Source organism: Curtobacterium sp. MCBA15_009 (assembly GCF_001864895.1).
Lineage (GTDB): Bacteria > Actinomycetota > Actinomycetes > Actinomycetales > Microbacteriaceae > Curtobacterium.
This window is the reverse complement of sequence record NZ_MJGO01000041.1, coordinates 136,766-147,732: the sequence shown is the minus strand read 5'-3', so window position 1 is coordinate 147,732 and position 10,967 is coordinate 136,766. Positions and strand designations below refer to the sequence as shown.

Below are 10,967 nucleotides of genomic sequence, written 5' to 3'. Positions count from 1 at the left end.
CGGCGGCGGCGGCGGCGGCGCAGGGTGGACGGTCGGTGGCGGCGGCAGGCGACTGCCGGCGGGGTCCGGCAGCGGCCACGCCGAGCGCCGGGCCGCTGCGACACCATCGACGTCGTACGACATCGACCACGTCGTTCCACGACGACCGCTCACCGCGCCCCGGAGACCCCCCGACCCCCGCGACGTGATCGACGTCGCACGACATCGAGGAAGTCACGACCCGCGGCGGCGGCGAGCACCAGGCCGTCGAGCCCGGAGGTGACCACCCCGAAGACGGCGGGTGGCACCCCCGGGGCGAAGCCTGTCGTGCCCCGGACCGTCGCGGCGACGTCGACCGTCGTGGCCCTACCGTCGGGACCGCGGCGCTCCCCCGACACCGCCCGCGGTCCCGGGGGCACGGTCAGGACACGTGGATGGTCGGGCGGCGGTTCACGTCCGGTTCGGCCTCGCGCAGGACCTCGCGCGTCACGGGGGCGACGTCGCCGACGCCGGTGAACACGAAGCGGATGGCGTTCCGGATCGGGTTGCCCTCGTTCCACTCGAAGTAGATGCTCGGCACGACGCCCGCGATGTCGCGGATGGCGAGCAGGGTCGACGCGATGGTGTTCGGCACGTTCCCCGAGCGCACCCGCAGCACCCGGTGGCCGGACACCACGTGCCCCTCGACGACCAGGTCCTCCTCGAAGTCGGACGAGTCCGCCGGCAGGACCTCGAGGAACATCGTCGGCACGCGCGCGGGGATGCCGGAGTCGCGGCGTTCCTCGCGGCCCTTGGACCGGTACGCCTCGGCGGTGCCGGCGCCGGGCTCGTTCGCGATGATGCACACCGAGCTGAACTGGTCGGCGTCGGCCTCGACGAACTGCCGGGCCACCGCGTCGAGCTCGATCGACGACGCGCGGAGCTCGAACGACCGCCGCACGCGTGACACGAGCGAGACGACGACGATCGCGATGATGAAGATCGCGGCGATGCGCACACCGTCCGGCCGCTCGATGACGTTCGCGACCGTCGTGTACACGAAGACGACGGAGATGACCGCGAACGCGATGGTCCAGCCGCGCTGCTGCTTGCGGCGGGCGGAGAGCGTCACGGCCACGGCCGCGCTGGTGATGAGCACGAGGACGCCGGTGGCGTAGGCGCCGCCCTGGGCGTCGACGTCGGCGTCGAAGACGATCGTGATCACGAACGCGATGAGCGTGAAGATGATGACGAGCGGTCGGGTCGCCCGCGCCCACTGCGGGGCCATGCCGTACCGGGGCAGGAAGCGCGGCACGAGGTTGAGCAGACCGGCCATCGCGCTCGCGCCCGCGAACCACAGGATGGCGACGGTGGAGAAGTCGTAGACCGAGCCGAAGACGCCGCCGAGGTACTCGTGCGCCAGGAACGCGAGTGCCCGGCCGTTCGCGCCGCCGCCCGGCTGGAACTCGGCCTGCGGGATGAGGAAGGTCGTCGCGATCGACGACGTGATGAGGAACGAGCTCATGATGACGGCCGCCACGGTGAGCAGGCGCTTCGTGCCGCGGATCCGGCCCTCGGGGCGGTCGCTCGTGTCGTCGGACGCGTCGCCACGCACCTGGGGCATGACGGCGACGCCGGTCTCGAACCCGGACAGGCCGAGCGCGAGCTTCGGGAACACCACGAGGGCGATGCCGATCATCACGAGCGGGTTGCTGTGCTGCGCGGTGAGCCCGGACCACCAGTCGCTCGCGACCATCGGGTGCTCGAACACGTGCCACAGCGCGACGACCACGACGACGGCGTTCAGGGCGAGGAACACGGCGACGAGCCCGACGGCGATGCCGATCGCTTCCTTGAACCCGCGCAGGAACACGATGCCGAGCAGGAGCAGCAGCGCCAGGGTGAGCGGGACCGGGATCTCGGTGAACCACTGCGGCGTGTACGGGTTCTCGGCGATGTGCGCCGTGGCGTCCGCCGCCGACAGGGTCATCGTGATCATGAAGTCGGTGACGGCGAAGCCGAGCAGCACGAGCACGAGCAGCTTGCCGGCCCACCAGGGCAGCAGCTTCTCGAGCATCATGATCGACCCGGCGCCCTTGAAGCTGTCCTGCGCCACCCGGCGGTACACGGGCAGTGCCCCGAACAGCGTCACGAGGACGAGCACGATGGTGGCGATCGGCGACAGCAGGCCCGCGGCGAGCGCGGCGATCGCCGGCTGGTACCCGAGCGTCGAGAAGTAGTCGACGCCGGTCAGGCACATGACCCGCCACCACGAGTGGGTCTTCTCCACCTCGACCTGGTGCGGCCCCTGGTGCGAGGCACCCTGGTCGGCGCCGTGCAGCATCCAGCGGCGCATGCGGGTACTGCGGTCGAGGGGCTGCTCGGTGGCGTCGCGCTGGGCGGCCCGCTCGGCGTCTGTCGCGGTCACGAGGTTGATGCTAAGCCGTCCGGACGACCGGTGCGTACACCCGGGAGCTGCCTGTGGAGAGCCCCTACGCCGCGCTGATCCTGCGGTACTTCGCCACGCTCCACGGCACGAACACCACGAGCATCACCGCGATGCCGACCAGGACCGTCAGCGCCGGGTGCTGCATCGTCCAGACGTCCGGGACCGGCGCCGTGCCGACGTTGCCGAAGAGCTCCCGCGCGGCCTGTACGAGCGACGACACCGGGTTCCACTCGGCGAACACGCGCAGCACCAGCGGCAGGGTGTCGCTCGGCACGAACGCGTTCGAGACGAAGGTCAGGGGGAAGAGGATCATGAACGACGCGTTGTTGATCACCTCGGGGGTCCGCACGCTCATGCCGAGCAGCGCCATCACCCAGCTGAACGCGTAGCTGAACAGGAGCAGCAACGCGATGCCCGCCAGGAACGCGGTCGGCGACGACTGCACCCGCCACCCGACCGCCAGCCCCGTGGCCATCATGATGACCATCGAGATGCCGTTGAGCACCAGGTCGGAGTTCGTGCGGCCGACGAGCACGGCCGACGCCGACATCGGCAGCGTCCGGAACCGGTCGATCAGCCCCTCCTTGAGGTCCTGCGCCATCGCCGACCCCGAGAACGTCGCACCGAAGACCACGGTCTGCGCGAAGATCCCGGCCATCAGGAACTGCGTGTAGTCGGTGCCCTGCACCCGGATCGCGCCGCCGTACACCTGGCTGAACAGCAGCACGAACATGATCGGCTGGAGCACCGCGAAGACGAGCATGTCCGGCGAGCGCTTGATCTTGATCAGGTTGCGCTTGGTGACGGTCCAGCCGTCCTCGAACCAGACCGCCACCGGTGCGGTCACCGCGACGGGGAGCTGCCGCCCCGTCCCGACGGAGGTCGTCATCGGACCGTCTCCTTCCGGGGGCGCTCGGAACGGGTGCCCGGCACGTCCGGATCGGGGTCGTCCCCGGAGGCCGCGTGGCCGGTCAGGCGCAGGAACACGTCGTCGAGGGTCGGGCGGCGCATCCCCGCGTCGTGGAGCGCGACGCCCGCCGCGCTCAGGTCGGCGAGGACGCGCTGCAGGGCGGCGGGACCGGCGTCGACCGCGACCGCTCGTGTCCGCCCGTCCCCCGACGTCTCCACCTCGCCGCGGCCGTACCGCCGCAGCACCGTCGTCGCCGCGTCGCCGTCGGTCTCGTCGACCAGGGTGACGACGACCCGGTGCCCGCCGACCTGTGCCTTGAGCTGGTCCGCCGTGCCCTCCGCGATGACCGTGCCCTCGTCGATCACGACGATGTCGTCGGCGAGCCGGTCGGCTTCCTCCAGGTACTGCGTGGTGAGCAGCACGGTGGTGCCCCCGGCGACGAGGTCCTCGATGATGCCCCAGAGCGCGAGCCGGCTGCGTGGGTCGAGGCCGGTCGTGGGTTCGTCGAGGAACAGCACCCGCGGGTTCATCACGAGGGCGCCCGCCAGGTCGATCCGGCGACGCATCCCGCCCGAGAACCCCTTGACCGGACGGTCGCCGGCCTCGGACAGGTCGAACACGTCGATGAGCTCGCGGGCCCGCTCGCGGGCCGTCCGCCGGCCGAGGTGGTACAGCCGCCCGATCATCTCGAGGTTCTCGAACCCGGTCAGGTTCTCGTCGACCGCCGCGTACTGGCCGGACACGCCGATCGACCGCCGGGTCGTCTGCGGGTCACCGACCACGTCGATGCCGTCGATGGTCGCCGTGCCGGCGTCCGGGGTGACGAGGGTGGTGAGGACCTTCACGGTCGTCGTCTTGCCGGAGCCGTTCGGTCCGAGCAACGCGGTCACCGTGCCCTGCGGCACGGAGAGGTCGAGTCCGGTCAGCGCGTGCACCGTCCCGGACCTCGATCGGTACGTCTTCGTCAGCCCGGAGGCCTCGATGATGGCCATGTCGCTCCCTCGTCGACCCTGCAGCAGATCCGTCGAGCGGTGGGAGCGACGACCGTCACCTAGACGTCGAAGTCCCCACCGAAGTCACCGAAGCCACCGCCGCCGCCACCGAAGTCGGAACCGCCGTCGCCCCAGCCCGCACTCTCGAACCCGCCGCCGTCGGCCCCACCGCCATCGGAGGCACCACCGTCACCGGACTCGGCACCAGTGTCCTCCGATCCGCCCTCGCCCGCAGCATCCGTACCGCCGTCGAACGATCCGGGGTCGGGCAGGAACGCGCTCATGATCGCCGACCCGATGACGTAGCCCGCCACCGTGCCGAGGATCGACGCACCGATCATGCTGCCGAAGGAGGGACCGCCGCGCTGGCCGCCGAATACGCCCATCCCGCCCGCGCCGCCGCGGCCAACGCCGCCGAGCGACCGCTCGGCGAAGCCGGGCTGGCGGATCTCCGACCGGGTGACGGCCTGCGCGAGCGAGCGCGGGTCGTCGCCACGCGGTGCCTCACCGGCGGGTGCCGTGCGCGTGAACTCGTCGAACACCATGCGGCGCTGCTCGTCGGTCAACGTCGCGAAGGCCTCGGCGTGGACCTCCTCGATGCGCTCCGGCGGCGCGGTCCGGAGCAGGTAGCGGTACCGCTCGACGGCACGCTCGTCGTCGGTGGCCGCGGGTGCGCCGGACGGGGCCGGCTGCTGCACGGGCTGCTGGTAGGACTGCTGGCCGTACTGGTAGCCCTGCTGCTGCGGCTGCCCCCACTGGTTCTGCTGTGCGTCCCCGTTCCGGTCGCGGTCCGGGCGTCCGAGCAGACGGTCGAGGAATCCCATGGTCAGTGCTCCTTCGGTGCGCGGCCGGTCCGGTCGGACCCGCCGTGGACTGCCACAGTAGGCAGGCACGGGCGCCGCTGACTGTGCGCCTGCACAGAGTCCGCCGAGAGCGACGGACGAGCGGCCGGGAGGCCCGGTGCACGCCCGCCCCGCCCGGTGCGCACGCGCGTGGCCGGCTCGGGACCGCGGCCCGGGTGGTCAGCGCGCGGTCGCCAGCGCGCGCACCCAGACGGTGTGCAGTTCGTCGGCGGCCCCGGGGTGGGCGACGAGGAACGGCTCGCCGACGGGAGGGAAGCCCTCGACGGACCCGTCGCGGGTGAGCACGACGCCGCCGGCCTCGTGCACGAGCAGCACGGCGGCACCGTGGTCGACCGGGTTGAACGCCGGCACGCAGGCGCCGATCCCCCGCCCGGCCGCGACCTGCGCGATCGTCAGCGTCCCGGAACCCTGCACCCGGACCGTGCACGAGCGGTCGGCGAGCGCGTCGAGGAACGCCCCGAAGCCCGGCCACGGTCGGTGCCCGTCGAGCTCGGTGCCGACGACCGCCCCGGCGAGCGACCGGGGCGCGTCGTCGAGCTGCAGGGCACGGTCGCGCAGGACGGCGCCGCGCCCGCGTCGGGCCTCGAGCACCTCGCCGCGCCAGGGGTCGGCGACGACACCGACGAGGGGCCGGCCGCCGCGCGTCAGGCAGAGCGACATCGACGTCCAGGGCACGCCGTTCACCAGGTTCGTGGTGCCGTCGACGGGGTCGAGGTACCAGCGGTGCCGGTCGCCGGGGGCCTCGCCGTACTCCTCGCCGGTGAAGCCGTGCGTCGGGAAGGCGGCACGCACCCGGGAGCGGACGTGCAGCTCCACCATCCGGTCCACGTCGGTCACGAGGTCGGCGGGGTCGGCCTTCGCCCGCACCTCGCCGACGGGGTGCTCCCGGGTGAGGGCGATGACCTCGTGGGCGATCCGGTGCGCCAGGGCCTGCGCACGTGCGGCGACCTCGGCCTCGGTGGGTTCGCGGTCGCGGTCCGGCCACCCGTCGCGCTCCGCCGCGGCGAGCACGGCCCGGATGCCGGCGACGTCGTCGGTGGTGATCGCGTCGACGCCGAGCTGCGCCGCCCAGAGCGCCGGGGCGGGTTCGTCGACCGTCCGCGCCGCGACCCGCACCCCGAGGGCGTGGGCGGCCCGGACCGTGGCCGGGGTGAGGAAGGCGACGTCGAGGTCGAGGGTCGACGGTTGCAGGGCCTCGAGGTCTGCGGCCGTCGGCGGCGCGAGCGACTCCCACGTCAGCCAGACCTCGGCGTCCGGTAACGCGGCGCGCACCGTGGCCATCGCGTCCGGTGTGCCGCGCCAGGCGACGGCGGTCGAGCCGGTGGCGGTGCCGACCGTCCGTGCCGCCACGAGGGCGTCGGCGGGGTCGACGAGGTCGACGAGCAGTGAGGCGTGGCAGCCGTCGAGCCGCTCGAGCACGGCGTCGAGCCGCGGGATCCGGTCGAGGCCGTTGCCGAGCCGGGCGACCTCGCACCAGTCGACGTCGGCCACGCGGCGGCGGTCCCCCCACATCCGGCCGAGGGTCTCGTCGTGCAGCAGCACCGCGACCCCGTCGGCGGTGCGTCGGACGTCGACCTCGACGGTGTCGACGCCGAGCGCCTCGGCCACCGCGACGGCGGGCAGCGTGTTCTCGCGGCGGACGCGCGGCGCACCGCGGAGTGCGACGAGGCGGGGCGGCCGGACACCGTGCCCGCCGGGCGACGCAGCCGGGGTCCGATGCGTGACCGGGGCCTGCGGTGTCGTCGTCATCGCCGCATCGTCGCCGATCTCGACGAACACCGCGTGACCGGACCGTGAACGGGCGGCTGCGATGATGGACGGGTGACCGCACGCACCTGGGGATGGCTCGCAGCCGTCGTCGACATCGTCCTGATCGTCCTGTTCGCACTCATCGGCCGGTCCTCGCACGGCGAGGCGAACACCGCGGGCGCCCTCTGGACGACGGCGTACCCGTTCCTGGCCGGCTGGGTGGTCGGCTTCGTCGCCACGGCGGGGTGGAAGCGACCGCTGCGCCTCTGGCCGACGGGCGTCCTGGTGTGGCTGCTGACCGTCGCCGTGGGGCTGGCGATCCGCGTCTGGACCGGTCAGGGCGACGTCGACGGCGACCCACTGCCGGTCTCGTTCGTCATCGTCGCGACGATCGTGCTCGGGGTCTTCCTGCTCGGGTGGCGTGCGATCGCCCGTCTCGTCCTCCGCACACGGGAACGCCGCTCCGCCCGTCAGGGAACGACCGCCGGGCGGTGACCCCCGAGCGGCCGGGTCAGAAGAGCCCGGATCGCGCGCCGTCGTCCGGGCCGTCGAAGCCGCGGAACATGTCCGACACCAGCGCCTCGATCTGCGGCTCGACCAGCCGTTCGACCGCCTCGGCGATCCGCGGACGGTGGTCGATGAGCGCCAGGCACACCGCCGTACCGGTCGACCGAGCACACTCGTCGGACAGCCCGATCTCGTGCCGGAGCGCCGCCTTCGCCTCGTCGGACAGCGGCTCGCGCGGCGTCTGCTCGGCGGCCCCGGTGCCGGTCAGCTCGTCGAGGGTGAACAGGAACGGTTCGCCCGGCGACGGCTCGGGGTCGACGTCGAGCCCCTGGAACTCCGGCGAGAGCCCCTCGGCCGGCTGGTACCCGGCGTGCCGCTTCCGCGCCGCCGCCCGTTCCAGTTCGCGCTGCAGCAGCGGCAGGTTCTTCGCCGTGTAGTCGTCGACGGCGTCCTCGATGATCGTCGAGATCCGACCGATCAGGGCGTGCTGGACGGCGTGCGGGACGTCGGGGCCGAAGCCCGCAGCACTCGCGATCGGCGACCCGGTGCACTTCCGGCAGATGCGGGTCCGCGGCCGGGCGGTGCCGATCTGCCACCGCGGCAGCCAGCGCAGCCAGACGTCGACCGCGCCGCGCACGCGTCCGTCGATGCCGTCCATCCCTCAACGATACGGAGCACGGCCACCGATCGCGCCCCGCCATCCCGCACGAGCGGGCGGAATCGTCCCCTCCGCCGCCTCCACACCCACCGGATCCGCCCGCTCACCCGAACGGGCGCGAACGCCACCCCGCACGCCCCGCACGCCCACCGCCCGAGCCCGTTCCCGCGAACGGGCGAAATGGTCCCCTGTCCGCGCCGCGCGCCCACCGGATCCGCCCGCTCACGCGAGCGGGCAGTACCGCCCTACGCACGGCGGCGTACCCGCCCATGCCGCCCGCTCGCCGAGCGGGCAGAACCGCCCACCCGCGGGACTCCCGTACCCACCGGATCCGCCCACTCACGCGAACGGGCGGAAACGACCACACGCACGACCCTCACACCCACCGAAAAGGCCCGCTCACCGCTGAGGCGGAAACATCCCCACCCGTGCGGCTCCCGCCCCAGCCCGTACCGCCCGCTCACGCGAACGGGCGGAAACGACCACACGCGCGGCCCTCACACCCACCGCATCCGCCCGCTCACCGCTGGGGCGGAGACGTCCCGACCCGCCCGCTCGCCGAGCGGGCAGAACCGCCCACATGCACGGCCCCCACACCCACCGAAAACGCCCGCTCACGCGAACGGGCAGAAACGCACACACGCACGGCCCCACACCCACTGAAAACGCCCGCTCACGCGAGCGGGCACAAACACTCACACACGCGACCCCCGCACCCAGCGGATCCGCCCGCTCGCGCAGAGCGCGGGAAGGACGGGAGGCACGGATCGCCACGAGCGCCCGGCCCGCCGCGCCGACGGGGCCGGGTGTCAGCCCTGCGGTTCGGTGACGAAGTCGATGAGTTCCTCGACGCGGCCGAGCAGCTGAGGCTCGAGGTCGGCGAAGGTGCGCACCTGCCCGAGGATCCGCTGCCACGCACGGGCGATGTCGGCTTGCTCGCCGTGCGGCCACCCGAGCGCCTGGCAGATGCCGGCCTTCCACTCGATCGAGCGCGGGATCGTCGGCCACTCCCGCAGCCCGACGCGGGCCGGCTTGACCGACTGCCAGACGTCGACGAACGGGTGCCCGACGACGAGCACGTGCGCGCCCCACTTGCCACGCATCACCGCGTCGGCGAACCGGGACTCCTTCGACCCGGTTACCAGGTGGTCGACGAGCACGCCGACGCGGCGCTCCCGCGACGGGCGGAAGTCGTCGAGCACGTCGGCGAGGTTGTCGACGCCGGAGAGCTCCTCGACCACAACACCCTCGACGCGGAGGTCGGCGCCCCAGACCTTCTCGACGAGCTCGGCGTCGTGCTTGCCCTCGACCATGATCCGGGAGGGCAGGGCCACCCGGGCACGCTGCTGCTCGACGGCGAACGATCCGGACGCGGTGCGGAGGCGACCGCCGTCGGACGCGTGCTTGACCGCCGGAGCCGCCCCGGGCCTCCTGTCCGGTGGTGCGGCTGCGGCAGACCGGCCGACCGGCGCCTGCGGGCGGCCGAGCGTGACGAGCTCGCCCTCGAGCAGGAACTGCCCGGTGAAGGGGAAGGAGCGGGTGCGGCCCTTCCAGTCCTCGAGGGCGACGTTGCCCGCCTCGAGCCCGACGACCGCGCCGGCCCAGCCGGAGTCGGGGTCCTCGAGCACCATGTCCCGTTCGAGCGGCACCTGCCGCACCTTCTTCAGGCCCTTCGAGCGCCAGTCGCCCGAGAGCACGTCACTGCCGTACCGGTCCTCGTCCACCCGCACGAGAGTACTGTCGATGCGGCCCCGGACGAGGACGACCGGCCGATCCCAGCATCCCCCGACGGAAGGCACGTCCGTGCGCGCAGCAGTCATCCACGCCCCCCGCGACATCCGCGTCGAGGAGCGCGACCAGCCCGGCATCCGGCTCCCCGGCGACGCCGTCGTCCGGGTCGTCGCGGCCTGCGTTTGCGGCTCCGACCTCTGGCCCTACCGCGGTGTCCGCGACACGAAGGAGCCCCGGGCCATCGGCCACGAGTTCGTCGGTGTCGTCGAGTCCGTCGGTGCCGAGGTCAGCGACCTGGCAGCGGGCGACTTCGTCATCGCGCCGTTCACCACGAACGACGGCACGTGCCAGGCGTGTGCGCACGGCATGACGAGCGGGTGCGACCACGGCTCCACCTTCGGTGTCACGCCGGACGCCTACGGCGAGCCGCTCGGCGGCGCCCAGGCGGAGTTCGTGCGCGTGCCGGACGCCGCCGCGACGCTCGTGCGGGTGCCGGGCCCGGTGGACGACGACCTCGTCCCCTCGCTGCTGACCCTGTCCGACGTGTTCTCGACCGGCCACCACGCCGCCGTCTCGGCCGAGGTCGGCCCCGGCAAGACCGTCGTGGTCGTCGGCGACGGCGCCGTCGGGCTGTCCGCCGTGCTCGCGGCGAAGCGCCTCGGTGCCGAGCGCATCATCGCGATGAGCCGGCACGCCGACCGGCAGGCGCTCGCGCGCGAGTTCGGCGCGACCGACGTCGTCGAGACCCGCGGCGACGAGGGCGTGCAGGCCGTCCGGGACCTGCTCGGCGGCGACCTGGCCGACTGCGCCCTCGAGGCCGTCGGCACCGCGGAGAGCATGGACCAGGCCCTGCGGGTCGTCCGTCCCGGCGGCAACGTCGGGTACGTCGGCGTGCCGGCGGGTGACCCGGAGCTGCCGATGCCGTTCCTGTTCGCGAAGAACATCACGGTCGGCGGCGGCATGGCCCCGGCCCGCGCGTACATCCCGGAGCTCCTCGAGGACGTGCTCGCGCGTCGCATCGAGCCCGGCAAGGTGTTCGACCTCGAGCTGCCGCTCGACGACGCCGCCGAGGCCTACGCCGCGATGGACGAGCGCCGCGCGATCAAGGTGCTGCTGCGCCCGTAGCGGCGCGCGCCGAGACGCACGTCCG

General features: G+C 73.2%; 9 protein-coding genes. 2 read left to right on the top strand and 7 right to left on the bottom strand.

Translation table 11 applies throughout. The annotated features are described in order from the left end of the window. Positions 1–400 precede the first annotated feature (400 nt). The 5 genes from BIU97_RS16410 to BIU97_RS17415 form a co-directional block, all read right to left on the bottom strand. On the bottom strand, positions 401–2,314 hold the full coding sequence (locus BIU97_RS16410; RefSeq protein ID WP_441294403.1) for an amino acid transporter: 1,914 nt from the start codon (positions 2,312–2,314) through the stop codon (positions 401–403). A 136-nt stretch (positions 2,315–2,450) separates the two neighbouring features. Then, positions 2,451–3,296 carry an ABC transporter permease gene (locus BIU97_RS16405; protein WP_071263246.1) on the bottom strand — a complete coding sequence of 282 codons (846 nt, stop codon included), beginning with the start codon at positions 3,294–3,296 and terminating at the stop codon, positions 2,451–2,453. Further along, on the bottom strand, positions 3,293–4,309 hold the full coding sequence (locus tag BIU97_RS16400) for an ATP-binding cassette domain-containing protein (RefSeq protein WP_071263248.1): 1,017 nt from the start codon (positions 4,307–4,309) through the stop codon (positions 3,293–3,295). The genes BIU97_RS16405 and BIU97_RS16400 overlap by 4 nt, the downstream gene beginning before the upstream one ends. Positions 4,310–4,368: 59 nt before the next feature. Next, positions 4,369–5,133 carry a hypothetical protein gene (locus tag BIU97_RS16395; protein ID WP_071263253.1) on the bottom strand — a complete coding sequence of 255 codons (765 nt, stop codon included), beginning with the start codon at positions 5,131–5,133 and terminating at the stop codon, positions 4,369–4,371. 198 nt (positions 5,134–5,331) lie between these two features. Next, positions 5,332–6,921 (bottom strand): inositol monophosphatase family protein, encoded by a 1,590-nt coding sequence (locus tag BIU97_RS17415; RefSeq protein ID WP_139196086.1) that lies wholly within the window; start codon positions 6,919–6,921, stop codon positions 5,332–5,334. 72 nt (positions 6,922–6,993) lie between these two features. Between BIU97_RS17415 and BIU97_RS16385 the strand changes: the two genes are divergently transcribed. Then, a complete protein-coding gene (locus BIU97_RS16385; protein WP_071263256.1) occupies positions 6,994–7,416 on the top strand; it encodes a DUF3054 domain-containing protein in 423 nt (140 codons plus the stop codon). 16 nt (positions 7,417–7,432) lie between these two features. On the opposite strand, the gene BIU97_RS16380 is transcribed toward BIU97_RS16385, so the two are convergent. Together BIU97_RS16380 and BIU97_RS16375 are read right to left on the bottom strand one after the other, a co-directional pair. After that, complete coding sequence (locus BIU97_RS16380; RefSeq protein ID WP_071263258.1) at positions 7,433–8,086, bottom strand: spermidine/putrescine ABC transporter substrate-binding protein; 654 nt, start codon at positions 8,084–8,086, stop codon at positions 7,433–7,435. A gap of 809 nt (positions 8,087–8,895) precedes the next feature. Next, positions 8,896–9,810, bottom strand: a complete 915-nt coding sequence (locus BIU97_RS16375; protein ID WP_071298176.1) for a DUF3097 domain-containing protein — start codon at positions 9,808–9,810, stop codon at positions 8,896–8,898. 79 nt (positions 9,811–9,889) lie between these two features. Here BIU97_RS16375 and BIU97_RS16370 point away from each other — a divergent pair, with 79 nt between their 5' ends. Beyond that, a complete protein-coding gene (locus BIU97_RS16370) occupies positions 9,890–10,942 on the top strand; it encodes a zinc-binding dehydrogenase (protein ID WP_071263264.1) in 1,053 nt (350 codons plus the stop codon). The last annotated feature ends 25 nt before the right edge of the window (positions 10,943–10,967 follow it).

Excerpts from the sequence above, each read along its gene's own strand:
- BIU97_RS16410 (WP_441294403.1), bottom strand. The coding sequence starts at position 2,314 with ATGCGCCGCTGGATGCTGCACGGCGCCGACCAGGGTGCCTCGCACCAG.
- BIU97_RS16405 (WP_071263246.1), bottom strand. The coding sequence starts at position 3,296 with ATGACGACCTCCGTCGGGACGGGGCGGCAGCTCCCCGTCGCGGTGACC.
- BIU97_RS16400 (WP_071263248.1), bottom strand. The coding sequence starts at position 4,309 with ATGGCCATCATCGAGGCCTCCGGGCTGACGAAGACGTACCGATCGAGG.
- BIU97_RS16395 (WP_071263253.1), bottom strand. The coding sequence starts at position 5,133 with ATGGGATTCCTCGACCGTCTGCTCGGACGCCCGGACCGCGACCGGAAC.
- BIU97_RS17415 (WP_139196086.1), bottom strand. The coding sequence starts at position 6,921 with ATGACGACGACACCGCAGGCCCCGGTCACGCATCGGACCCCGGCTGCG.
- BIU97_RS16380 (WP_071263258.1), bottom strand. The coding sequence starts at position 8,086 with ATGGACGGCATCGACGGACGCGTGCGCGGCGCGGTCGACGTCTGGCTG.